Genomic DNA, 23,349 nt, shown 5'->3' with positions numbered 1-23,349 from the left:
ACGGCATAATGTCAGGATTTTAACAGACCCCGCATTGCACCTCAGGTTACAAAACTTGAATATTTAGTGATAATCGTTATTATTTAGATCTATTTATTCGTCTCGAGGCAAAACCATGTCCGAAGTTCCCCTTGCCAACGCCCCGCAATCCCTGGCAACACCGCTCAGTCAGCTGATAGACATGGGCGGACCCGTGATGGTGGTTTTGCTTGCACTGGCCATTGCAGGGGCAGTGACTTTTGTCTATCTGATGCTTTTTGGTGCCTTTTACGCCCCTCGTTTGACCGGGAAACTTAAAAACGCGATTACCTTTTGGCAAGAAAACCTGTCCGATCAGGCCCCGCAACGGCTACGCCACCAGGCCACTTTCTGGTCGCGGCTCAACCCCCTGCACCACTTGCTGGCAGACACCATGGAAAACCAGTTGGCCGGCCGCAGTCCGCAACAGGTCCGGGAAACCGCGGCGCGGGATGCGCAGCAATCCCTGGAACCGTTCGAGGCACCACTGAAAATCATTGAAGTGATTGCCGCCCTGGCCCCACTGCTGGGCCTTCTGGGCACAGTGCTCGGCATGATGGAAGCTTTCAGCGCCATGGCTGCAACCGAAGGTCGGGCCAACGCCAGTCAGCTCAGTGGCGGCATTTACGAAGCACTGACCACCACGGCGGCCGGCCTGGTGGTGGCCATTCCCTTTGCCGCCCTGGCAGCCTGGATCGAATTCCGCCTGCGCCGGATACACAAAACCGTCAACGGCGCCCTGGTCAGCGTTCTTGCCGTCGACCCGAACAGTCAACAAGAAACGATTTACTCCGCAGCTGACGAGGCTCCGGAGCCTGCAGCCAGTGCCGCTGCACGCCCCGTCCGTGAAGTCGCCACCGAGTCCCGGAGTCATCTCGTCCATGCAACTGGTTGATCCGAGGCCGCGCCGCCCGATCCCGATCCGCATCACACCGCTGATCGACGTCGTATTTATCCTGCTGGTGTTCTTCATGCTCACCAGCCGGCTGCTGCCGGTAGATTTCCTGGAGCTGTCCAATCAGACGGGTAACACCAGCCCCACCACCGGTGAACCGATCCCGGAACTCCGGGTCATGACCGACGGGCGTCTGGAATGGAAAGATCAAACCTTCACCCTGCCAGACGTCTTGCCCGCTTTACACGCGAGCGGGGTCCGGGAGGTGAATGTCAGTACCGCACCGGAAACCGGCCTCAATCACTTCACCCAGACCCTGAGCAGCCTTAAGGATCGGGGAATTACCGCACACTGGAAACGGACACCGGTGTCCGGGAGCCGCCTGTGATCGAGCTGGTTCCACCTCCGGCGACGTCCGGCAAGACCCTGATGGAGCGTGTGGAAGACTCTCTACTGCCACTGATCAATCTGGTGTTCCTGCTGCTGCTGTTCTTTATCGTGGCCGGACAACTGGCGGATACTCCCTTACCGGATCTTCCGGCCGCTACCCGGGCCGAAGGCCGGCAAGCACCCCACGCGGATCTCATGATCTCCGTGGACAAGGGGTGGCACATCGACGGTGAAACCATCTCCAGGGAAGCCCTGCCCACCCGGCTTCCCGCTCCGGACGAATCCACACCCCTGAAGATTGCCGCCGGCGAAGACGTACCCATGTCAGATCTGGAGGATCTACTCCGGTTACTGGAGGACAACGGCTACACCGATGTCATTCTGCTGACGGAGCCCACGCAGTAATGGTCGCAGGCAAGAAGGTAAGGGGACTGTTTCTGGTCCTGGCAGTTTTGATCACCGCTGTTGCGGTCGTTGTTGCGATGCCGCGGGACGTACCGACGCTGACTTCCCTCGGCGAATCATCCGTCAATACCGCTCCGGCCATGAAGATCTCCCTTGCCGGGGCACCCCGTAACGAAGCCCCCAAAGCGGAGCCTGAGGAACAGCCTGAAGAGCCAGAGCCAGAGCCAGAGCCAGAGCCAGAGCCAGAGCCAGAAATTGTGCCGGAACCCGAACCGGAGCCACAACCCGAGCCGGTGAAGAACCCCGCCCCCGAAGAGGTGGCGGAGTCTGACCTGCCAGAAGCGGAGGAATACGCCGAAGACACCACCGAAGCGGACGCCGAGGACAGCAGCGCAGATCAGCAGGTTGAGCTCAGTGCCGGTGACTCTTCGGATGTGGACAATTACCTGTCCAGACTGAGCCGCCATCTGAGTCGATATTACGAATACCCACGCCGCGCCCGCCGACTGGGGCAGGAGGGCGCACCGGTCATCATCTTCGAGTTCAGCCGCGACGGCGCGCTGCTGAGTCACTCCCTGAGAAACTCATCGGGCCACGACCTGCTGGACGAGGCCGCCATGGATATGCTGGAGCAGGCAGCGCCGCTGCCCGAAGTCCCTGAATCCATGCAAGGCAGGAGCTTCAGTTACGCGCTCCCGGTGCGCTTCCGGTTGCGCTGAAGCCGGGCAACTTATTGCCCGGCCAGCAATCCCTCGCCCGACCGGAAGCAAGCGCTTGCCCAGCCACTCGTCAATGACCCTCTAAAAATCCTCAGACTGCTGTTTTTATAGGTATTTTCAGTTCTGGCACAGCTCTTGTTATGACACTGACCGTCCAGGGAAGAACCCGGGGACATTTATTCATTCACACGTCATGGAGCATGACTATGCCAACTCCTTGTTATATCAGCATCGAAGGCCAAACCCAGGGCAACATCACTGCCGGCGCATTCACTTCCGACTCCGTAGGCAACATCTACGTGGAAGGGCACGAAGACGAAGTGCTGGTTCAGGAATTCAGCCACGTTGTCACCGTTCCGACCGACCCACAGTCTGGTCAGCCTTCCGGTCAGCGCGTCCACAAGCCGTTCAAGTTCACCTCTGCACTGAACAAGGCCACCCCGCTGATGTACAACGCCCTGGCTTCCGGTGAAATGCTGCCGAAGGTAGAGCTGAAGTGGTACCGCACCTCCGTTGAGGGCAAACAGGAGCACTTCTTCTCCACCATCCTGGAAGATGCCACCATCATCGACATCCAGTGCAACATGCCGCACTGCCAGGACGCCGCTAGCGCTGACTTCACCCAGCTGGTAACCGCTTCCCTGTCCTACCGTAAAGTGACCTGGGAACACGCTGTCGCCGGCACTTCCGGTGCGGACGACTGGCGTTCGCCGATTGAGGCGTAATTTGGCACCTCATTAACAACTAAAGCAGCACGTTGGAAACAGGTAGTGTTCCAGCGTGCTGCTTCTATAACTTCAAGGATGAAGTAACGTGGACGATTCTTTAACAGAGAGCGATGTCGATATCATTCAATCGATCATCAGCGTTTTCTACGGAAAAGGCCATGCTCGAAAATTCAGAAGCTCTACGATTACAGACGAAACGGTCATTCTGATTGTACATTTGCTAGCTGAAACTTCGGATTGCAGCACTTGGATCCATGCGGTACCAAGCCCTCAAGACGTACTGATGCCCGCAACCAAACTCAGGAAATGGGCTTTACGAGTTATTCGGAAATCCGGCGAACCCTTCCTAACAGGCAATGTAAGAGTCAACTTAATGTGTAAACGATTTCGTGCGGCGCAATTCAAACCTGTTATCCTTGACTCGCTCAATTGATAGGGAATGTCTGTAATGAAGCGTATCGCCTCGCTGATGTTATTAATGGTCGCATTTGTTTCTGGCTGCACCCCGTTAATCAAGCAACCCATAGAGTTTCGCACCACCACAAATGTCAGCTTCAGTATCGACAGCGGCCAGTTTGATGTTGTCGAACTTCAATCATCCGAAACGTTACTTTGGAAGGATTCAGAACTGGTTGGAATCATAACGACCGTAGTCACCGCCCCCCAGTCCGGTACGGCCACCAAAGAAGTTAAACAGGGATTCATTGAAAACCAAAGAAGTTCTGGCGCAGCTATAGAGTTGTCGTTACCTAAAGGCGCCTATGGTTTTGCGTCTTCAGTTCGCGGTTTTACCACTGCCTTTATTGCAGTCGCCAAGTACGACGAGTTTTGGATAACGATCAGTGTAAGAGATGATTTCTTCGATGAGCTGCTGTCATCAATTTCTATCCGATAGACCTGCAGCGTGATGCCAACTACCTCGGCCTGCTCGATACCTTCACTGAACGCCCTCCCGGAGAATCAGACAAACTGTCACCACTTATTTATATCTGGTGACAGTTTGTCTGATTCTCCGGGAGGTGCTTCAAGCGGCAGCTTCGTCTGAGGCTTCCGCTTTCTCGCGCAGCATGGACGGTGGTAACCTTAAGATCACCCATCGAAGGAAAACGAACATTCAGGTTTGCTCACGATGACCATCTCCAGAAATAACGCTGTTGGCCTGGGCAAACTGATGTGTTCGGTCACCGAAGAATTGCTGTGGCAACCAGCCGCCAGCTGGATCAGGGGGCGTAGCTCCGGAGGTTCGCTGCAGTGCCGGGTCGGCTCCGGCCAGGCCACTTACCACCGTTACGATCCCCGCACCAGGCAACATCAGATCACTTATGGTGTTCGCATGATTATGGCCAAACAGCAGGCCGAGACCGCCATGGGCTGGCTCTCCAGCCGGGAAATCCTGCAACGGGAGTATTTCGGTGGTGAACTGACAACGCTCAACCTGCTGGCTCACACCTGTTGCCATGAATTTGCCCACCTGCTGCAACACAGCGCGGGCAAACGCTTTCATGGATCAGTACACAACCACCATTTCTACGAGATTCTCGATCAGCTTCATGAAAGCGGGGGTGCGAGGGCAGCGAGGGATTACCTGACCGGGCTGGCCCGGCAGCATGGACTTGCGCTGCCTCACGAGCCGTTCGAGATCGTTCAGCCCCAACAGCTGGCAGCCGACTGGCAGGTAGGGGATGCCGTCCGTTTTGGCCATGGCCAAACCCAGCACCAAGGCAAGATCATTCGGGTGAACCGGAAGACCTGTACTGTCGCAGGCACGGGCCCTTCGCGGGGACTTCGCTATCGGGTGCCGGTGTCATTGCTGGTCACACCGAACAGTTAACCTCTGCGACCTGTTGCTCAACCAACCCGGTCAATTCCGGTATACAAGAGCCACAGCCAGTACCGCACTGCAGTTGCTCACCCAACAGCTCAACGCTGTTGGCACCTTCCTCGATAGCCCGGCATATCTGCTTTTCCCCGACCTGGTAACAGCTGCATACCAGTGCACCGATATCCTCGGTATCGACCGAGCGGGCCGCCAGCAGGCAACGACGGGTGGCTTCGTCCAGTTCCTCCATCGTAAAACAGTCCGCAAGCCAGTCCACGGCAGGCAAGAGCGCGGGGTCCCGCTCCACCATCAGCACCGCCTCCAGTGTGCCGTGTGACAATCGGGCAGCCCGGAACCGGCCTTGACGCTGATCCTGCATGACCAATTGTGGTTGCCCGCCCAGCCACTCCTGAACCATGGCCGGCCAGTCCACGTTGGTGCGCCCAGCCAGCCACCAGCTATCACAGGCGTCCATGGGCTGCATTGCCCAATAATCAGCCCGCCAGCGCCGGGGCCTGTTTTTGCGCACCAGCAACCGGCCATGCCAGCGTGCGGGCCAGCGGGTCAGCCTGCCCCGTCCATGCTTGGCTTCGGGCTGACCGGAAAGCGGATCGGTAATACTTCGGGTCAGGGCAGTGGCGACCCCCTCTCCGGTAAACTGTCGATTCCAGTGAATCGGCACGAAAACCTCGCCCTGCCGTTGGCCCGGGTTGATATGAACCCTGCCAACAAACTGCCCCTGATCGCCCTCCAGTGTGGCCAGCCCATTCGCCTCCACACCCAATGCTTCCGCATCCCTGGGATGGACATCCACAAAAGGTTCAGAGCGGTGAGCCAGCAGGCGGGATGCCCGCGCCGTGCGGGTCATGGTGTGCCACTGGTCACGAATTCGCCCGGTATTGATAATCATCGGGAATTTGCCATCAGGCTGTACTTCCGGCAACCGGGTCTTGACCGGCACCAGTCGGGCGCGTCCATCGGTGGTGGCAAAACAACCGTCGGTAAACAATCTCGAGGTCGTATTATGCGGACCTTCCCGCACCGGCCATTGGGTTGGTTGTAGTGAGTTGTAGGCGCTATCGCTCAGGTTCGCGAGACCGGAGATATCAAAGGTCCGGCTGCCGTCATTCTCGTAGCCGGAGAGCGCCGCGTGCTCGCGAAAGATATCCGCAGGGCCGCTATAGTCGAAACATGCCCGATGACCCAGACGCCCCGCCACGGCGGAAAGAATCCACCAGTCCGGCTTCGCCTCTCCCGCCTGGGGCAGGAACCGGCGCTGGCGCGAAATTCGACGTTCGGAGTTGGTCACCGTGCCATCTTTTTCTCCCCACCCCGCAGCAGGCAACAGGATGTTGGCGTAATCTGTGGTATCCGTGTGGCGGATGCAGTCGGACACAATCACTGTCGGGCACTGTTCCAGCGCCCTACGGACCCGGCCGGACTCTGGAAGACTCACCGCCGGGTTGGTGGCCAGCACCCACAACACCTTGATCTCGCCCCGCTCGACCGCATCGAACAGCTCAACCGCCTTGAGCCCTGGCCCATCGGCCACTTCGTCGCATTGCCAGAAGCGGGCGACACGCTCCTTTGCGCCCGGCGTATCGTAGTCCATGTGGGCGGCAAGAGTGTTCGCAAGGCCGCCGACTTCGCGACCGCCCATGGCGTTGGGCTGGCCGGTCAGGGAAAACGGGCAGGCCCCGGGTTTGCCAATACGGCCGGTAGCCAGGTGACAATTGATGATGGCGTTGCACTTGTCTGTGCCGGCAACGGACTGATTGACGCCCTGGGAGAACGCAGTCACTGTCCGCTCCTCTTCGGCGAACCAGCGATAGAAGGCCTCTACTTCATCCCGGGCCAGGTCGCAGGCCTCAGCAACGAATTCCAGAGTGGGTGCCGCCGCTGTTGCTTCCGCCAACGTCTCTTCAAACCCGCTGCAATGGTCGGCAACAAATGCCTCATCGATCGCCCCGGATGCCACCAGCCAGACCAGCAGTCCGTTGAACAGCAGGGTGTCGGTTCCCGGTTTCAGGGCCAGATGGAGATCCGCCAGGTCACTGGTAGCAGTACGACGTGGGTCAATGACCACCACCTTCCTGCCCGGACGAGCCGAAGCCTTCATACGTTGGTAAAGCACCGGATGGGCCCAGGCCGCGTTGCTGCCGGTAAGGACCAGCAGGTCCGCCAGTTCCAGATCCTCATAACACCCGGGAACCAGGTCGCCGCCAAAGGCCCTTTTGTGGGCCGCCACCGCCGATGACATGCAAAGCCGGGAATTGGTGTCCACATTCGGGGTCCCGATAAACCCTTTCGCCAGCTTGTTGGCCACGTAGTAGTCTTCAGTCAGCAGCTGGCCCGACAGGTAAAAGGCAACCGAGGAGGGGCCATGAGTCTCGACCGCCATGCGGATGGCATCGGCAACCGAATCAATCGCCTCCGGCCAGGTTACGGTGGCACCGGCCACTTTCGGTGTCAGCAGCCGGCCATCGTCGCCCAGGGTTTCACCCAGGCTGGCGCCTTTGACACACAGGCGCCCACCATTCGCAGGATGGCTCTCGTCACCAGCCACTTCCGGCGTTCCTGCAACAGACGCCACCACACCACAACCCACCCCACAATAGGGGCAAGTGGTCTTTATCTCGTTTTCCTGGTCACTCAGAGGCACCAACATGTCTGCTCCACTGATGAAAGGCCAACAAAAAAGCCCGCCATGATTCCCCCCCGGCTGGCAGTGGAATCATGATGGGCTTCGTTGCCTGTACCTGTTCAATACTCTCTGTCTGTATAGAGTAGGTAGCAAATCGGGGGCCAGGCCGGCAAAGTGCCTGATAACCAACGGTTTGGCAGAAAAGTGGCCGGCTCAAAGGCTCCCGGCAGCCACATTGTGGTGCACATTCGCATCTTCATGCACAGCTGAGAGGCACTGCGTCATTCTTCCGAGCCAGTCAGTGCTCTCAGAAATCGCTCTAACTTCCTGTTTTCCAGCCACTCGCCATGCATGGCAGATAAATTGCTATATCCGGGTTGTGAACGTCCAATAACGGACTCAAACCAAACGCTATGCTGCGGGGTGTCGATCATTCCGCGTTGTGAACATCGAGGAAACGTCATGCAGTCATCAGAGTCTTTGCGAATTCTACTGATCGACAACAATCCCGAGCGCGCCAGCAAGGTATGCGCAGCCCTGACCCACAGCGGCCATGAAGTCATTCGCCAGCGCCCCGACGCCACCGGACTGACGGCAGCAGTCGCCCGTGATCAACCGGACATGGTGATCATCGATATGGACTCTCCGGATCGCGACACCCTGGAAAACATGAGTACGTTGAACGACCATGCGCCACGGCCCATTGTCTTTTCCGCGGACGAGCCCGGGGATCGCGCCACCATTCAGGCTGCGGTCCGCGCCGGCGTCAGCGCCTATGTGGTCGACGGCATCAAGCCCCAGAGCGTCCGCTCAATTATCGATTCCGCCATTGCCCAGTTCGAATCCTTCCAGGCCCTGCGGACGGAACTGGCAGAAACCCGTGGTGCCCTCGAGGACCGTAAGTACATCGAGAAAGCCAAGGGCCTGATCATGAAACACGAGAATTGCGACGAAGACAGCGCGTTCCAGATGCTGCGGTCGGCCGCCATGGACCACAGTGAACGTCTGCCAGATATGGCGCGCCGGATTATCACCCTGCTGGAAAGGCAATCTGCTGCTCCGGCGGTTAAAAAGGCGTCCTGATCCACCCGAGGCGAATCTGATCCCATGGCCACCCCCACACCCATCCGACGCCGCACCGCTTTTCACCTCAGGCTCGGATTTGTACCGCTCCTCGACAGCGCTCCCCTGATCATGGCCCAGGAGCTGGGCCTGTTCGAAGCTGAAGGGCTGCGGGTCGAACTGGTTCGTGAGAGCTCATGGGCATCCCTCCGGGACAAGATCAGTTTCGGTCTTCTGGAGGGCGGACACATGCTGGCTCCCATGCCACTGAGCATGTCGCTGGCGACAGACCGTCCCCGGGTACCGGTAACCACCGGCATGGTATTGAGCCGCAATGGCAATGGCATCACCCTGGGCAACGAGCTGTTTGACCGGATGGTGCTCTCCGGTGTTGACCTGAGGCAACCGATTGACACCGCTCGCGCATTAACCCAGCTCGCGAGGAAGCGTCAGAAGCCCGTTCGGCTTGCTTCGGTAGCCCCGTGGTCAAGCCATGACCTGCAACTGCGTGACTGGCTGGATTCCGCCGGAGCCGTTAACGGCGAGGATTTCCACATCATCCCGGTGTCACCGGTGCAGATGATGGACGCCCTTCAGAGTGGTGCCATCGAAGGCTGTTGTGTCGGCGAGCCCTGGAACAGTGTGCTTGAGCGACGGCAGCTCGGTCGTATCCTGCATTCCGGGCACCAGATCTGGCAGAACGCCCCGGAGAAAGTTATGGGACTTCGCGCGGACTGGGCCGAACAACACCAGGAAATGCACCGCCACCTGATTCGCGCCCTCCTTGCCGCCTGCCGCTGGCTGGACAGCCCCAACAATCACGCCATGCTGGCCCGAACCCTGGCGCGCCCGGAATACCTGGGGGAATACTTCAATCGCAACATCGGCGAGCAGTTTCCTTTGCACCCAGACCGTGGCTGCAGTCCGTTCCACCCCAAACTGCATCAGCATTTCTTTCGCAACTCGGCCAACTTTCCCTGGCTTTCCCAGGCCCACTGGCTGGCCACACGCCTGATTGCTCACCAGCAGCAACTCGCGCACATTGACAGGTCGTCGATACAACGGATTTTCCGCCCCGATATCTTCCGGGATGCCGCAGGCTCCCTGGGTATTGATGCACCGGTTATCGACAGTAAAACCGAAGGACAACACCCCCGCGCTTTCACACTGAACGGTCAGTTCGGTCCTGTGGATGTCTCCAGCGACTCTCTGCTCGGAGAACAGCTTCACGACTGGCAATCCAACCCGACTGTGCCCGCAAACGAAGCCTGACGCACCAAAACCGTTCCCACCATACGCGCCAATCAGCCCTCACCCACCACAACCTCATCAAAAATCTTTTAACTTCAACAACATGAAAACCTGGCACAAGGTCTGCAATGACATTTACAGATAACATTTTCCGATAACCAACCAGGTTTCCCGGGCATCGACGCCTGTTTCCCATCAGTGGGGAGCGGGCGTTTTTTGTTTGGGGAAAAGCAAACTGCGGGAGAGACTCATGAAGCTGAAGACACTGGCATTCTCACTACTGATACTGGGCGGAACCGGCACGGTTCAGGCCGACATCGGACCGGCGGAGAAGCCGGACCTGAAACTGGGCTTTATCAAGCTCACCGACATGGCGCCGCTGGCCGTCGCCTGGGAGCAGGGCTTCTTTATGGACGAAGGCCTGTTTGTGGAACTGGAAGCGCAAGCCAACTGGAAAGTACTGCTTGATGGCGTTGTGACCGGCTCACTGGATGGTGCCCATATGCTGGCCGGCCAGCCTCTGGGAGCCACCATCGGCTACGGCACCCAGGCCGACATCATCACCGCCTTCAGCATGGACCTGAACGGCAACGGCATCACTGTCTCCAACGACGTCTGGGAACAGATGCGCCCGCACATCGGTGATAACGACGACGGCCAGCCCGCGCATCCAATCAGTGCATCCGCCCTCAAACCGGTTATCGAGCAGTACCGCAATGAAGGTGAGCGCTTTCGTATGGGCATGGTGTTTCCCGTGTCCACCCACAACTATGAACTGCGTTACTGGCTGGCGGCCGGCGGCCTCAATCCCGGCTACTACGCACCCCAGCGCGGCGACACCAGCGGCACACTGGAGGCAGACGTTCACCTGTCAGTGACGCCGCCACCGCAAATGCCGGCCACCATGGAAGCTGGCACCATCCAGGGCTATTGCGTGGGCGAACCCTGGAATCAGCAAGCGGTGTTCAAGGGCATTGGCGTACCGGTGATTACCGATTACGAGATCTGGCCCAACAACCCGGAAAAAGTGTTCGGGGTGACCGAAACCTGGGCCGAACAATACCCCAACACCCACCTGCGCCTGCTGCGTGCGCTGATTCGCGCCGCTCACTGGCTGGACGAAAACGACAACGCCAATCGGGAACAGGCAGTGAAGATTCTCGCCCGCTCCAATTACGTCGGCGCCGATGAGGAAGTCATCGCCAACTCCATGACCGGCACCTTCGAGTATGAGAAAGGCGACGTGCGTGAGGTGCCTGACTTCAACGTGTTCTTCCGTCACTACGCCACCTACCCGTACCCGTCGGACGCCATCTGGTACCTGAGCCAGATGCGCCGCTGGGGACAGATCCCGGAACCCAAGTCCGACGACTGGTACATGGAGACCGCCGCCAAGGTTTACCGCGCGGACATCTATAAGGAAGCCGCCCGCTCACTGATCGAGGATGGCACCCTCAGCGCCGAAGACTTCCCGGACCTGGACGCCGAAAACTTCGCCCGTCCCTACCAGGGTGAGCTGATTGACGGCGTTACCTTCACCCCGCGGGAGCCGAACGCCTACATCGACAGTTTCGACATTGGCCTGAAAGGGTCGCAAACCCCTTAATCACGTGATTGTCAGGAGAGATCCCATGACCACACTCAGCCAGACCGATCAGACACCGGCTGCCACGCACTGGCTCCGTGCACTGACCGAAAAACTGCCCCGGCCGAACCTGGCCGACACCGGTCGCCAGCTGTTGCTACCCATCATCGGCATCCTCCTGTTCCTGGGGTTCTGGCACCTTGCCGCGCCGCAGGTACAGACCTCCCTCGGGGCGTTTCCGGGACCGGGGGCGGTACTGGAACAGTCCGGCCAGCTGTGGCAGGAACACAGCGACCAGCGGGAACGCGCATCGCAGTTCATCACCATGCAGGAGCAACGTAACGAGCGCATTCTTGCGGAGAATCCGGTCGCAGAGGTGAAAATCCGCTCCTATCCGGGCGCCCCCACGTTTATTGACCAGGTGGTAACCAGCCTGGGCACGGTCCTGGCCGGCTTTGTACTGGCGACCCTGATTGCGGTACCCCTGGGTATCGTGATCGGGCTCAACCGCCACTTTTCGGCGGCGGTGAACCCGCTGATCCAGATCTTCAAACCGGTGTCGCCGCTGGCTTGGCTGCCGCTGGTCACCATGGTGGTGTCAGCGACCTATGTCAGCGACGACCCGCTGTTCGAAAAGTCGTTCGTGACGTCGATGATCACCGTCACCCTGTGCAGCCTGTGGCCGACGCTGATCAATACCAGCGTTGGCGTGGCAGCGGTCAATCCCGACCTGCTGAATGTCTCGAAAGTTCTGCGGCTGTCGTTCTGGACTCACGTTCGCAAAGTGGTGCTGCCGTCCTCGGTGCCGATGATTTTCACGGGCCTGCGGGTCTCTCTGGGCATTGCCTGGATGGTGCTGATCGCCGCCGAAATGCTGGCCCAGAGCCCGGGCCTGGGCAAGTTTGTCTGGGATGAGTTCCAGAACGGCAGCAGTCAGTCGTTGAGCCGGATTATGGTGGCGGTACTGGCCATCGGCTTCATCGGCTTCCTGCTGGATCGGATCATGCTGCTGATTCAGAAGAAGGTTGCCTGGAACGAATAGCGTCATTTGAGGAGTTAGCTATGAGCAAGCCACATCTTGAATTAACCAATGTCCAAATGGCCTTCGATACACCCACAGGTCCATTCATCGCATTGGAAAACGTGGATCTGAAGATCCGTAAAGGGGAATTCGTGTCCCTGATTGGTCACTCCGGCTGCGGCAAGTCCACGGTATTGAATATCGTTGCCGGGCTGTTACAGGCCACCCGTGGTGGCTGTGTACTGGACGGCCATGAAGTGAATACGCCGGGTCCGGAACGGGCCGTGGTGTTTCAGAACCACTCGTTGATGCCGTGGCTGACGGTGTATGAAAACGTCGAGCTGGCGGTTCAGCAGGTGTTCCGCAAGACCATGAGCAAGGCCGAGCGGCGCGACTGGATATTGCACAACCTGAATCTGGTGAACATGGGACATGCCCTGGACAAGCGCCCCGGGGAAATTTCCGGGGGCATGGCCCAGCGGGTCGGTATTGCCCGGGCGCTGGCAATGAAACCCAGTGTGTTGCTGATGGACGAGCCGTTCGGGGCACTGGATGCCCTGACCCGGGCACACCTGCAGGATTCACTGATGGAAATACAGCAGAATCTCAACAGCACCGTGATCATGATCACCCACGATGTCGATGAAGCCGTACTACTGTCCGACCGCATCGTGATGATGACCAACGGCCCCGCCGCCACGGTGGGGGAAGAGCTCCACATTGACCTGCCACGACCACGTAACCGGGTCACGCTGGCCGACAATCCGGAATATGTGCACTACCGACAGGCTGTATTGTCCTTTTTGTATGAAAAACAGTCGTTCCCATCCAAACAGAGTGCGTCTGCGGACGAACCGGAGGCAGAAACCGAGGGCCAGGGGACCGGCCAGCCAACAGGCACCTTCTCGGTGCACACCGCCCCGTCTGAGCGCACGCACGCCGAGGAGGAACTGGCTGCAAATGCCTAACCTGCTGTTAAATCTGAATTAATAATGTTGGCACGGAGTTCGCTTTTACCTAACCAAGGATGAATGTCCCGGCTATGGATCGGCCGGATTAACAGATCATTGTTGTTGGCATTGGCGCCGAACCATTGAGTCCCTCCGGGGACAAGATGCTTCGGCTTTTTTTGTTTGGGTAAAAAGGGGATGGCGACCATGAACACCGGGGCACAACAAACCCTCGTTATCTGCGGCCACGGCATGGTGGCACAACGGCTGCTGGAAAAGCTGGTAGCACAGCCACACCAGCCTTTTAGCCGGATTGTGGTGTTCAATGGCGAAGCCAGCCCGGCCTACAACCGAATCCAGCTGTCTGCGTTATTGGCTGGCGATGCCAAGGAGAGCAGTCTGGTACTGAAACAGTCAGACTGGTTCCGACAGCATAATATCGAGATCCATCAGGGAGACCCCGTCACCGCCATCAACCGGATCGATAAAACCGTCACTACCACCAGCGGTCTGGTTCAGGAATACGACCGTCTGGTGATTGCCACCGGCTCCCGCTCAGCCAGCCTTGGTATCCAGGGCGAAGAGATGGCAGGCGTGGTCGGATTCCGTGACCTGCGGGACACCCGCAAGCTCATCAATATCAGCCAGCGTCACCGGCGGGCCGTGGTTATCGGCGGCGGGTTTCTGGGTCTGGAAGCGGCAGAGGGCCTGCGCAGCCGCGGGATGTCGGTCACCGTTCTGCATCGCAGCAGCCACCTGCTGAACCGCCAGCTGGATCCGACCGGTGGCGCCCTGCTGGAAGACGCCCTGACCGCCCGGGGTCTGACCATCAGAACCCGCACCTCCCCGGTTGCCCTGTTGGGCAGGGATTCCATCCGCGCCGTCCAGCTTGACGATGAAACCCTGATCAGTACCGACCTGGTGGTCATCGCCGCCGGCATTTCACCCAATGCCCAACTGGCCCGGGATGCTGGCCTCGACTGTGATCGCGCCATCCGGGTTGATACCCGGCTGCGCACCAGCGATCCGACTATCTATGCCATTGGCGAGTGTTGCCAGATCAGCGATCAGACCTTTGGGCTGGTAGAGCCCGGTTACCAGCAGGCCGAAGTGCTTGCCCAGGTGCTCTGCGATGCTAACAGCGATGCCGCTTTTGAACCGTCAGTTATTCCCACGCGACTGAAGATCAGCGGCATTCCGATTTTTTCCTGTGGCCAGACACAGCCGGACGGCGATACCGAGTCGGTGGTCTGGCAGGACTATGAAACCAATCGCTATTGCCGCCTGCTGATCCGCAACCAGCGCCTGACCGGCGCGGTCCTGTTCGGTGAGACCACGGACGGCCTCTGGTACAGCGAACGTATTCAACAGGCCGATGACATCAGCCCTATCCGGGCCCACCTGGCCTTTGGCAAACATTACTGCGACGCCGCGTGATGCCGTCAGTGAAAGAGAGAGGAAATACCATGAGCAAACAAACCCTGATCGTGATCGGCAACGGCATGGTGGGTCACCATTTTCTTGAGCAGTTGACCAGTTCGGCTGCCGCTGAACGCTTCGATATCAAGGTGTTCGGCGAGGAAAAACTGCTGGCCTATGACCGCGTCCACCTGTCCGAGTACTTCGGTGGCTCCACCCACGCCGACCTGGCCATGGGCACCGCCGATTGGTACGCAGACAACAACATCGACCTGCACCTCAACGAGCAGGTCACCGCCATTGACCGCGATCAGAAGACCGTGACCACTCCCGCGGGCACCTATGATTACGATGAACTGGTGCTGGCCACCGGTTCCTATCCGTTCGTACCACCGATCAAAGGCAACGAGCACCCCCATTGTCTGGTGTATCGCACCCTGGAGGACCTCGACAGCATCCGCGCCAGCGCCAACGGCGTCAAAACCGGTGTTGTGGTCGGTGGCGGCCTTCTGGGTCTGGAAGCGGCCAATGCCCTCAAGAGCCTGGGTCTGGACGCCCACGTGGTGGAGTTTGCACCGCGCCTGATGCCGGTGCAGCTCGACGCCGACGGCGGCGCCCTGCTCAGACACAAGATTGAGGAGCTGGGTGTTCAGGTACATACCGAGAAAGCCACCACCGAGATTGTCGAGGGTGAGGACAGCCGTCTGCGGATGAACTTCAGCGACGACAGCCATCTGGAAACCGACCTGATCGTGTTCTCCGCCGGCATCCGCCCTCAGGACACCCTGGCCCGGACCAGCGGCCTGGAGATCGGTGAGCGTGGCGGCATCGTCATCAACGATCAGTGCACCACCTCCGACCCACACATTCACGCCATCGGCGAATGTGCCCTGTGGGGCGGTAAGATCTTCGGTCTGGTCGCTCCCGGCTACACCATGGCCCGCACCCTGGCATCCGCCCTCAATGGTGACCGTGAAGCGGCCTTTACCGGTGCCGACATGAGCACCAAACTCAAACTGCTGGGCGTGGACGTGGGCTCCATTGGTGATGCCCATGGTCAGACCCCGGGTGCCCGCAACATACGTTTCAACGACGAGCAGGCCGGTCACTACCGCCGCATGGTGGTCAGCGAGGACGGCAAGACGCTGCTCGGCGCCATTCTGGTGGGTGATAACGGTCCCTACGACACCTTGTTGCAGTATGCCCTCAACGGCATCACCCTGCCGGACAGCCCGGAAACCCTGATTCTTCCGGAAAGCGAGGGCGGTGCCCCAGCCCTGGGCCCCGATGCCCTGCCGGAAACCGCCTCCATCTGTTCCTGCCACAACGTCACCAAGGGCGATATCTGCGGCGCGATTGACGCCGGTTGTAGCGACCTTGGCAGCGTCAAAGGCGAAACCAAGGCCAGCACCGGCTGCGGTGGTTGCGCGGCACTGTTGAAGAACGTGGTGGATAGCGAACTGGAAAAGCGCGGTGTGGAAGTCAGCAAGGACATCTGTGAACACTTCCCATACAGTCGCCAGGAACTGTTCCATCTGGTGAAGGTCAACGGTGTCCGAACCTTCCAGACGCTGATTCGCGAACACGGCAAGGGCCATGGCTGCGACATCTGTAAGCCGGCCGTCGCTTCGATCCTGGCGACCTGCTGGAACGAGCACATTCTGGCCACCGACCACGTGCCACTGCAGGATACCAACGACACCTTCATGGCCAACATGCAGAAAAACGGCACCTATTCCATCGTGCCCCGTGTACCTGGCGGTGAAATCACTCCGGACAAGCTGATCGTGCTCGGTGAGGTGGCCAAGGAGTACAACCTTTACACCAAGATCACCGGTGGTCAGCGGGTGGATCTGTTCGGTGCCACTCTGAGCGAACTGCCGGAGATCTGGGAAAAACTCATTGCCGCCGGTTTTGAAACCGGTCACGCGTATGGCAAGTCCCTGCGTACGGTGAAATCCTGTGTCGGTAGTACCTGGTGCCGCTATGGCGTACAGGACAGTGTCGGCATGGCGATTTTCCTGGAGGATCGCTACAAGGGTCTGCGTTCGCCTCACAAGATCAAGATGGCGGTGTCCGGCTGTACCCGTGAGTGTGCCGAAGCCCAGAGCAAGGATATCGGGGTGATCGCCACCGAGAATGGCTGGAACCTGTACGTGTGCGGTAATGGCGGCATGCGCCCTCGCCACGCCGATCTGTTTGCCACGGATCTTTCTGACGAAGAGTTGGTCCGCACCATTGATCGCGTGCTGATGTTCTATGTGCGCACGGCTGATCGCCTGCAGCGCACCAGTGTGTGGATGGAGAATCTGGAAGGTGGTCTGGACTACCTGAAAGAGGTGGTGCTGGAAGACAGTCTGGGCCTTGGCAGGGAACTGGAAGAGCACATGGAGAGCATTGTGGGCACTTACCAGTGCGAATGGAAAACCGCGGTGGAAGATCCGGAGAAGCGCAAGCGCTTCCGCGAGTTCGTCAATGCGCCTGACAAGAAGGATCCGGTGCAGCAGTGGACGACTGAGCGGGATCAGCGGCGGCCTGTTTTGGAGACCGAGTCTGCGTAGCCTGATGACTTGGCGGGTGGAGCGAGGGGTATGGGGGTATTTTTCTTCTGGAAAAAGAACTCGCTTCGCTCAGACACCTTTTTCCTGACAGAAAATTACCCCCATACCCCTCACTCACTTGACCACACAGAGATATCAGAAGATTCGTTGGAGACTGTTTATGAAAGCTCGTACTCGTTGGGATTCGGTTTGTAAGGTTGAAGATCTGGTGCCGGAATCCGGTGTTGCAGTCTGGACCGAAGATGGTCCGGTGGCGGTGTTCTACCTGCCGCATCGGCTGCCGGCTTTGTTTGCCATCAGTCACACCGATCCGTTCAGTGGCTCGAATGTGCTGGCCCGGGGCATCACCGGTGATATCAAAGGTGAACCGGTGGTGGCGTCACCACTGTACAAGCAGCACTTCAGCCTGGTGACCGGCCAGTGTCTGGAAGACCAGGATGTCAGTATCAAGACCTACCCGGTCCTGTTGGACGGCGACAGAATCAGGCTGGAAGTTCCAGCGGCTCAGTCGGAAACTGCCGCCGCCTGATCGGAAAGTTGGCGGGGTTGATTGCCGTTTAACCCGACTGGAGTTTACCAGAGGTCAATTCCCTCACACTTTGGCTAGGGTATGATCAGGAAAAATCCAACAACAAGGATGACCTCGTGAAGCCACTCAGCCCTACCGACCAGATGTTTCTCTGGCTGGAAAAACGCCAGCAACCCATGCACGTTGGCGGACTCCAGCTGTTTTCCTTCCCGGAGAATGCGCCGGATGACTATGTGGCACAGCTGGCGGACCAGCTTCGTGATCACACCACGGTCACTTCGCCGTTCGACCGCCGCCTGGACAGTCGGTTCGCGCAACCGGTATGGGTGAAGGATGAGCACCTGGACCTGGAGCATCACTTCCGCTTCGAGGCGTTGCCGACGCCGGGCCGCGTTCGGGAGTTGCTGTCGTTCGTGTCGGCGGAGCATTCCCACCTGATGGATCGCGAGCGGCCTCTGTGGGAGTTTCACCTGATCGAGGGGCTGAGGGATCGCCAGTTTGCGGTCTACACCAAGATTCACCACTCCCTGGTGGATGGCGTCTCTGCCATGCGCATGGCGCAACGCATGTTGTCCCCCGACCCCGAACAGCGCGATATGCCCCCGATCTGGGCGTTGCCTCCCCGGGAGAGACGTTCCTCTGACGGGGAAGGGATGTCATTGTGGAGAAGCATCGGACAGCTGATCGGGGAGTCCGGCAAACAGCTAGGCACTGTGCCCACGGTGGCTCGGGAATTGCTGAAAACGATCAATCAGGCCCGTAAGGATCCGGCGTATGATTCGGTATTCCACGCGCCCCCCAGTATTCTGAATCAGAAGATTACCGGTTCTCGCCGCTTTGCGGCGCAGTCTTACTGTCTGAATCGTATTCGCGCGGTGGGCCAGGCCTACGGGGTGACGGTGAACGATGTGGTGATGGCCATGTGCGCCAGTGCCCTGCGGACCTACCTGATGAATCAGGATGAACTCCCGGCGCAGCCGCTGATCGCCATGGTGCCAGTGTCCCTCCGTCGGGATGACAGTGAGGAAGGCAATCAGGTCGGGATCATACTTGCTTCCCTGGGCACCCATCTGAGCGATCCCGCCGACCGGCTGATGCACATCCATCACGATGTCAAAATGGCCAAGGATCGCTACGCGACGATGTCCTCCGAGGAGATCCTGAACTACACCGCCCTGACGCTCGCGCCGGCGGCGTTTAACCTGTTAACCGGTATGGCACCAAAGTGGCAGACCTTCAATGTGGTGATTTCGAATGTGCCGGGGCCTTCGGAAGACTGCTACTGGAACGGCGCCCGAATGGAAGGCATGTACCCGGTATCCATCGCCATGGACAGGCTGGCGCTGAATATGACCCTGACCAGCTACCGCGATCAGATCGAATTCGGCCTCATCGGCTGCCGCCGCACACTGCCTAGCCTGCAGCGGATGCTGGATTATCTGGAAGAGGGGTTGGCGGAACTAGAGATTGCTGCAGGAAGCTGACTTGGGGTGATTGAGACCTTCTGCTGCCTTCTCCCAAAACACGCCTACAAGCACTTCCATGTGGGCTCGGATCGGGCCATCCCTGGCCCTCTACGGTTTTGGAAGAAGGCAGCAGAAGGTCTCGTCAGACTCCGGAGAAGCGCGCCACAGGAGATCAGCTGAATTTAACTTCCTGGTTTCGCTCGGAAATCTGACCATTCAGAGTCCAGAAGTCATAGAGCACGCCTACGAGGAATAGGCCGCCGGTCAGCAGGTAGATAATGCCGGTAATCCACTTGCCCATGTACATCCGGTGCAGGCCGAATACGCCGGTAAAGGTCAACAGCAACCAGCCAATGTTGTAGCTGACCTCGCCTTCCCGAAATTTCAGATCCGCCTCCCGGTCCATCGCCGGAATCAGAAACAGATCGATAATCCAGCCGATAAACAGCAAACCCAGAGTGAAGAACCAGATGGTGCCGGTAATCGGTTTGCCGTAGTAGAAGCGATGAGATCCGAGGAAGCCAAAGATCCAGAGGAGATAACCGAAGAGTTTGCTGTGGGTGTCTTTTTCGGGTGACATGGTTTCTCCTCAATTTGTGGGTGCTTTGTCGGGTTACGCTTCGCTAACCCGACCTACATTGGTTTAGATGGCATTCTCCCGGTTCAGCAGGGCGTGGGGTGGTGTCTTATTTTTTTGAGAATAAAGGTGTCTGAGCAAAGCGAGTTCTTTTTCTCAGAAAAATAAGACACCACCCTGCGACCACACTCCCATACAAGAGGCCTGTGGAACGCAGGCCAAAACCTCAGGGCCCCAGCTCAGGCGCCGGATCGGGCCCATCTTCACGGAATTCGCTGGCCGACTTGCCGGTCCACTTGCGGAAAGCGCGGCTGAAATTGGACAGATCGGCATACCCCAGCTCGTAGGCAATCTCACTCACCGATTGGTTGGTATACCGCAGCAACTGAATCGCCCGGTCCTTCAGCACTGACTCGAGAATCTCGCGATAGGTTGTGTCTTTCTCTGCCAGGCGGCGCTTGAGGGTCCGCGACGACACGCAAAAGCGCTCTGACATTGCCTCCAGGGAAGGCAAGGGTCCAGGCGTCATTCGCAGCATATTGCGAATCGCCAGGGTGATATCACCCTGGTCCTTCAACGCCTTCTGCAATTCGAATTCACACTGCTCACGGGCCATGCGGGAGGCATCCGCGTCCGCCAGGCGCATGCGTACATTCAACAGGGCCTTTGGAAACACCATCATTTCCTCAGGCTTGCCGTATTCGAAGCGTACCGGTAACTGATTCGCAAAGCGGGCATAATAATCCGGCTCGGGCTTGCTCATATGCACCGTTACCCCCGGCAATTTGCCGTCGGTCATCGCAAACCCACGCTTTTCGGCATCCTCGCGGTCCAACAGTTGCTCGGTCAACATAATCAGCGTGGCACTCACGGTTTCCGCCAGGAACGGGTACAGCCCGGGTGCGTCAAACTCGGTACGAAGTTGAACCAGGACGTTTTCCCCCGCCTCGGACTGACTCATACTGAGAAAAGGTGCGCGAAGCTGAAGATAACGACGCACTGAATCCAGAGCATCGGCAAACGTCGGGCTGGTCAGAGCGGCAAAACCCAGGGTGCCGTGGATCGTCAGCCGGAGTTCCCGCGCCAGCATGAAGCTCAAACCGTCCTTGCCCGCCAGGTCCAATGCCCGTTGCGTCATCAGGATGGCATCGGTCACGAACACCCGGCTGTCATTTGCCTTCAGGTCTTCCGCCGAAAAGCTCAGCCCCTCGTATAACGACCGGTCATTGTAGCCAAGCTGCCGCACGGTTTCGGCCATGACCCGCATATACACGCCAGGTACCAGGAAAAACCCCAGCATTTGCCGTTCTTTGTCCGGGCTGGTGTTCGCCATAGGTTGTCCTTTGGGTATTGTGGGAAAGTTATCCTGATGCTAACAGAAGCCAGCGACCGCAACACTGGGGCTGGAGGCACCTGTGATACTGTCATCATAGTCAATTTAAACTGCCATTACTGTCCCAACCTGAACGGCAGGCGTCCCCTTCATGCATTCACAGGCGCCGTTGACTCGCACACACTGCAGACATGACTTCAGCCAAAGCGTTCAGTCGCAGAGGAGCATGAACATGCTGAGAACAAAAACTGCAGAGTCCAGGGCACCAGTTTCCAACACGCCGGATAACGTTTCCATCAAGCCCCAACGCATGGGCTTCGAGTTTGGCGAGAAGGTTCCCCGTTACTGGCTCGATAACAGCTACATTCTGAGCCACACCATGAACGCTCTGTCGGTTCTGTTCCCGCAGGGTGAACAGTTCTTTGTGGACTCCGTACGCTATTACCGGGATCAGATTAACGACCCGAAGCTCAAGGCCGAGATGCGTGGTTTCATCGGCCAGGAAGCGATGCACTCCCTGGAGCACGATGCCATGAACCAGCATGTGCGGGATAGCGGTATGCCCGTGGAAGAGCTGGAAAAGCATCTGGAAGTGGTTCTCGGCATTGCCAAGAAGCTGCCCAAGCGGCACCAGCTGGCCATCACCTGCGGACTTGAGCATCTGACCGCCATGATGGCAGACATGCTGCTGGAACGCAGCGATGTCCGTGAAGATATGCACGAAACCATGCGCCCCCTGTGGATGTGGCACGCCATTGAAGAGACCGAGCACAAGGCCGTGACCTACGACGTGTTCCAGCAGGTCGGCGGCACCTACGCAGAACGTTCATTCTACCTGGCGTTCAGTACGGCCATGCTGGGTGTGATGGCAAGCTACTTCACGACACGAATGATGCTGAACGATCCCAAGCACTTCTCGCTGAAGGACACCGCCAAGGGTCTTTGGCGCATGTGGGGCAAGAACGGCACCTTCTCCAGCCTGATTCCCACCTGGCTGGAATATTTCAAGCCGGGCTTCCATCCCTGGGATCACGATAACAGTGAACTGATTGCCAGCTTCAAGGAGCAGATCAGCGAGCACATCGCGCCCCAGTACCAGAATGGGAACCGCCGTACTCTTCAGTAATCACTGCAAGTCAGTAATCACTGCAGTCAGCAATCACTGCAGTCGATAACACGGCTTTACGGTCAGGTTATGCCAGCGCGTAACCTGACCTGATCACTTCTCCTCCCCGCCAAAGCCGCCACTCGCCAGGCGAGTAGATGTCCCACTGTTCGTCCGTCGTCAACGGCTCAGTCACGATGACGCTGACAATATCGTCGGGCGTGGTCTCTGACTCGAAATCCACGGTCACATCGGCATCCTTGAGTCGGGCGGGGCCAAACGGAGCACGGCGGGTAATGCTGGCCATTTTGGTGGTGCAGTAGGTAAACAGCCAGTCGCCGTTGCTCAACAACAGGTTGAACACACCTTCGCTGGCGTAGTTCCGGGCTAATGCAACAAGACGATCCAGCACCTCGTCAACCGGGGTCTCACGGTCACAGTGCTGACGAAGATCGTTGAGGATATCGCAGAACATGGCTTCGCTGTCTGTCGTGCCAACCGGCTCGTAAAACCCCTGGGGCGCATGGAACGAGGATAGCTGGCCGTTATGGGCGAACACCCAGTAACGCCCCCACAGCTCCCGGATAAACGGGTGGGTGTTGGCCAGACAGATCTCACCTACATTGGCCTGGCGGATGTGACAGATGGCCACTTCGCTTTTGATCGGATGGGTCTGGACCACTTCGGCGATACGGGAGCTGGCACTGGCACCGGACTCGTGGAAGGCTCTCACGCCCTTACCCTCATAGAACGCGACACCCCAGCCGTCCTTGTGGGGACCCGTTTCGCCGCCGCGACGGGTCAGGCCGGTAAAGCTGAAACACAGGTCGGTCGGGGTATTGGCGCTCATGGCCAGTAATTCACACACGGTT

Annotated in this window: 22 protein-coding genes; 18 read left to right on the top strand and 4 right to left on the bottom strand. The window is 58.4% G+C overall.

The genetic code is table 11. From position 1 onward, the window contains the following. The first annotated feature begins 115 nt into the window (after positions 1 to 115). From MARLIPOL_RS11630 to MARLIPOL_RS11600, 8 genes are all read left to right on the top strand, one after another. Positions 116 to 913 carry a MotA/TolQ/ExbB proton channel family protein gene (locus MARLIPOL_RS11630; RefSeq protein WP_012138322.1) on the top strand — a complete coding sequence of 266 codons (798 nt, stop codon included), beginning with the start codon at positions 116 to 118 and terminating at the stop codon, positions 911 to 913. Further along, positions 900 to 1,301, top strand: a complete 402-nt coding sequence (locus tag MARLIPOL_RS11625) for an ExbD/TolR family protein (RefSeq protein ID WP_012138321.1) — start codon at positions 900 to 902, stop codon at positions 1,299 to 1,301. Before MARLIPOL_RS11630 ends, MARLIPOL_RS11625 begins: the two co-directional genes overlap by 14 nt. Next, on the top strand, positions 1,298 to 1,708 hold the full coding sequence (locus tag MARLIPOL_RS11620) for a biopolymer transporter ExbD (protein WP_012138320.1): 411 nt from the start codon (positions 1,298 to 1,300) through the stop codon (positions 1,706 to 1,708). The genes MARLIPOL_RS11625 and MARLIPOL_RS11620 overlap by 4 nt, the downstream gene beginning before the upstream one ends. Then, entirely contained in the window at positions 1,708 to 2,427 is a 720-nt protein-coding gene (locus MARLIPOL_RS11615; RefSeq protein WP_012138319.1) for an energy transducer TonB, read from the top strand. The genes MARLIPOL_RS11620 and MARLIPOL_RS11615 overlap by 1 nt, the downstream gene beginning before the upstream one ends. A 206-nt stretch (positions 2,428 to 2,633) precedes the next feature. Continuing rightward, complete coding sequence (locus MARLIPOL_RS11610) at positions 2,634 to 3,152, top strand: Hcp family type VI secretion system effector (RefSeq protein ID WP_012138318.1); 519 nt, start codon at positions 2,634 to 2,636, stop codon at positions 3,150 to 3,152. A gap of 88 nt (positions 3,153 to 3,240) precedes the next feature. Then, a complete protein-coding gene (locus MARLIPOL_RS18575) occupies positions 3,241 to 3,588 on the top strand; it encodes a hypothetical protein (RefSeq protein WP_145768779.1) in 348 nt (115 codons plus the stop codon). Positions 3,589 to 3,603: 15 nt separating this feature from the next. After that, positions 3,604 to 4,050, top strand: a complete 447-nt coding sequence (locus tag MARLIPOL_RS11605; protein ID WP_012138317.1) for a hypothetical protein — start codon at positions 3,604 to 3,606, stop codon at positions 4,048 to 4,050. A gap of 234 nt (positions 4,051 to 4,284) precedes the next feature. Then, positions 4,285 to 4,986: a hypothetical protein gene (locus MARLIPOL_RS11600; RefSeq protein ID WP_036191328.1), complete on the top strand. Its 702-nt coding sequence runs from the start codon at positions 4,285 to 4,287 to the stop codon at positions 4,984 to 4,986. On the opposite strand, the gene MARLIPOL_RS11595 is transcribed toward MARLIPOL_RS11600, so the two are convergent. Continuing rightward, the gene (locus MARLIPOL_RS11595) at positions 4,970 to 7,642 is read right to left on the bottom strand and encodes a nitrate reductase (RefSeq protein ID WP_036191325.1); all 2,673 of its coding nucleotides are present in this window, start codon (positions 7,640 to 7,642) and stop codon (positions 4,970 to 4,972) included. The two genes, MARLIPOL_RS11600 and MARLIPOL_RS11595, sit on opposite strands and share 17 nt — an antisense overlap. Positions 7,643 to 8,080: 438 nt before the next feature. Between MARLIPOL_RS11595 and MARLIPOL_RS11590 the strand changes: the two genes are divergently transcribed. The 9 genes from MARLIPOL_RS11590 (at position 8,081) to MARLIPOL_RS11550 (ending at position 19,480) form a co-directional block, all read left to right on the top strand. Further along, positions 8,081 to 8,701, top strand: coding sequence for an ANTAR domain-containing response regulator (locus tag MARLIPOL_RS11590; RefSeq protein ID WP_012138314.1), 621 nt, complete (start codon positions 8,081 to 8,083; stop codon positions 8,699 to 8,701). A gap of 24 nt (positions 8,702 to 8,725) precedes the next feature. Continuing rightward, positions 8,726 to 9,952: a CmpA/NrtA family ABC transporter substrate-binding protein gene (locus MARLIPOL_RS11585; protein ID WP_012138313.1), complete on the top strand. Its 1,227-nt coding sequence runs from the start codon at positions 8,726 to 8,728 to the stop codon at positions 9,950 to 9,952. 229 nt (positions 9,953 to 10,181) lie between these two features. Continuing rightward, complete coding sequence (locus MARLIPOL_RS11580; protein WP_012138312.1) at positions 10,182 to 11,537, top strand: CmpA/NrtA family ABC transporter substrate-binding protein; 1,356 nt, start codon at positions 10,182 to 10,184, stop codon at positions 11,535 to 11,537. A gap of 25 nt (positions 11,538 to 11,562) precedes the next feature. After that, positions 11,563 to 12,558, top strand: coding sequence for an ABC transporter permease (locus tag MARLIPOL_RS11575; RefSeq protein ID WP_012138311.1), 996 nt, complete (start codon positions 11,563 to 11,565; stop codon positions 12,556 to 12,558). A 56-nt stretch (positions 12,559 to 12,614) separates the two neighbouring features. Continuing rightward, positions 12,615 to 13,505, top strand: a complete 891-nt coding sequence (locus MARLIPOL_RS11570) for an ABC transporter ATP-binding protein (protein WP_323807374.1) — start codon at positions 12,615 to 12,617, stop codon at positions 13,503 to 13,505. Positions 13,506 to 13,694: 189 nt separating this feature from the next. Then, positions 13,695 to 14,924, top strand: coding sequence for an NAD(P)/FAD-dependent oxidoreductase (locus MARLIPOL_RS11565; protein ID WP_012138309.1), 1,230 nt, complete (start codon positions 13,695 to 13,697; stop codon positions 14,922 to 14,924). Between the two features lie 8 nt (positions 14,925 to 14,932). Further along, complete coding sequence (gene nirB, locus MARLIPOL_RS11560) at positions 14,933 to 17,467, top strand: nitrite reductase large subunit NirB (protein WP_407638085.1); 2,535 nt, start codon at positions 14,933 to 14,935, stop codon at positions 17,465 to 17,467. Positions 17,468 to 17,627: 160 nt separating this feature from the next. Beyond that, positions 17,628 to 17,996, top strand: a complete 369-nt coding sequence (gene nirD, locus MARLIPOL_RS11555) for a nitrite reductase small subunit NirD (protein ID WP_012138307.1) — start codon at positions 17,628 to 17,630, stop codon at positions 17,994 to 17,996. 116 nt (positions 17,997 to 18,112) lie between these two features. After that, positions 18,113 to 19,480, top strand: coding sequence for a WS/DGAT/MGAT family O-acyltransferase (locus tag MARLIPOL_RS11550; RefSeq protein ID WP_012138306.1), 1,368 nt, complete (start codon positions 18,113 to 18,115; stop codon positions 19,478 to 19,480). A gap of 154 nt (positions 19,481 to 19,634) precedes the next feature. On the opposite strand, the gene MARLIPOL_RS11545 is transcribed toward MARLIPOL_RS11550, so the two are convergent. Further along, the gene (locus tag MARLIPOL_RS11545; RefSeq protein ID WP_012138304.1) at positions 19,635 to 20,042 is read right to left on the bottom strand and encodes an NINE protein; all 408 of its coding nucleotides are present in this window, start codon (positions 20,040 to 20,042) and stop codon (positions 19,635 to 19,637) included. 223 nt (positions 20,043 to 20,265) lie between these two features. Beyond that, the gene (locus MARLIPOL_RS11540) at positions 20,266 to 21,372 is read right to left on the bottom strand and encodes a helix-turn-helix domain-containing protein (protein WP_012138303.1); all 1,107 of its coding nucleotides are present in this window, start codon (positions 21,370 to 21,372) and stop codon (positions 20,266 to 20,268) included. Between the two features lie 232 nt (positions 21,373 to 21,604). Here MARLIPOL_RS11540 and MARLIPOL_RS11535 point away from each other — a divergent pair, with 232 nt between their 5' ends. Continuing rightward, positions 21,605 to 22,498, top strand: a complete 894-nt coding sequence (locus MARLIPOL_RS11535) for a metal-dependent hydrolase (RefSeq protein ID WP_012138302.1) — start codon at positions 21,605 to 21,607, stop codon at positions 22,496 to 22,498. A 67-nt stretch (positions 22,499 to 22,565) separates the two neighbouring features. On the opposite strand, the gene MARLIPOL_RS11530 is transcribed toward MARLIPOL_RS11535, so the two are convergent. Further along, positions 22,566 to 23,345: a class II glutamine amidotransferase gene (locus tag MARLIPOL_RS11530; RefSeq protein ID WP_012138301.1), complete on the bottom strand. Its 780-nt coding sequence runs from the start codon at positions 23,343 to 23,345 to the stop codon at positions 22,566 to 22,568. Between the last annotated feature and the right edge of the window lie 4 nt (positions 23,346 to 23,349).

Origin of the sequence: Marinobacter lipolyticus SM19, from assembly GCF_000397065.2 — a bacterium.
Classification (GTDB): Bacteria; Pseudomonadota; Gammaproteobacteria; order Pseudomonadales; family Oleiphilaceae; genus Marinobacter; species Marinobacter lipolyticus.
This window is presented reverse-complemented; position numbering and strand designations above follow the sequence as displayed.

Bases quoted from the DNA above. Each gene is read 5' to 3' on its own strand.
- MARLIPOL_RS11630 (WP_012138322.1), top strand. From the start codon at position 116: ATGTCCGAAGTTCCCCTTGCCAACGCCCCGCAATCCCTGGCAACACCG.
- MARLIPOL_RS11625 (WP_012138321.1), top strand. From the start codon at position 900: ATGCAACTGGTTGATCCGAGGCCGCGCCGCCCGATCCCGATCCGCATC.
- MARLIPOL_RS11615 (WP_012138319.1), top strand. From the start codon at position 1,708: ATGGTCGCAGGCAAGAAGGTAAGGGGACTGTTTCTGGTCCTGGCAGTT.
- MARLIPOL_RS11610 (WP_012138318.1), top strand. From the start codon at position 2,634: ATGCCAACTCCTTGTTATATCAGCATCGAAGGCCAAACCCAGGGCAAC.
- MARLIPOL_RS11605 (WP_012138317.1), top strand. From the start codon at position 3,604: ATGAAGCGTATCGCCTCGCTGATGTTATTAATGGTCGCATTTGTTTCT.
- MARLIPOL_RS11600 (WP_036191328.1), top strand. From the start codon at position 4,285: ATGACCATCTCCAGAAATAACGCTGTTGGCCTGGGCAAACTGATGTGT.
- MARLIPOL_RS11595 (WP_036191325.1), bottom strand. From the start codon at position 7,642: ATGTTGGTGCCTCTGAGTGACCAGGAAAACGAGATAAAGACCACTTGC.
- MARLIPOL_RS11590 (WP_012138314.1), top strand. From the start codon at position 8,081: ATGCAGTCATCAGAGTCTTTGCGAATTCTACTGATCGACAACAATCCC.
- MARLIPOL_RS11585 (WP_012138313.1), top strand. From the start codon at position 8,726: ATGGCCACCCCCACACCCATCCGACGCCGCACCGCTTTTCACCTCAGG.
- MARLIPOL_RS11580 (WP_012138312.1), top strand. From the start codon at position 10,182: ATGAAGCTGAAGACACTGGCATTCTCACTACTGATACTGGGCGGAACC.
- MARLIPOL_RS11575 (WP_012138311.1), top strand. From the start codon at position 11,563: ATGACCACACTCAGCCAGACCGATCAGACACCGGCTGCCACGCACTGG.
- MARLIPOL_RS11570 (WP_323807374.1), top strand. From the start codon at position 12,615: ATGGCCTTCGATACACCCACAGGTCCATTCATCGCATTGGAAAACGTG.
- MARLIPOL_RS11565 (WP_012138309.1), top strand. From the start codon at position 13,695: ATGAACACCGGGGCACAACAAACCCTCGTTATCTGCGGCCACGGCATG.
- nirD (WP_012138307.1), top strand. From the start codon at position 17,628: ATGAAAGCTCGTACTCGTTGGGATTCGGTTTGTAAGGTTGAAGATCTG.
- MARLIPOL_RS11545 (WP_012138304.1), bottom strand. From the start codon at position 20,042: ATGTCACCCGAAAAAGACACCCACAGCAAACTCTTCGGTTATCTCCTC.
- MARLIPOL_RS11540 (WP_012138303.1), bottom strand. From the start codon at position 21,372: ATGGCGAACACCAGCCCGGACAAAGAACGGCAAATGCTGGGGTTTTTC.
- MARLIPOL_RS11535 (WP_012138302.1), top strand. From the start codon at position 21,605: ATGCTGAGAACAAAAACTGCAGAGTCCAGGGCACCAGTTTCCAACACG.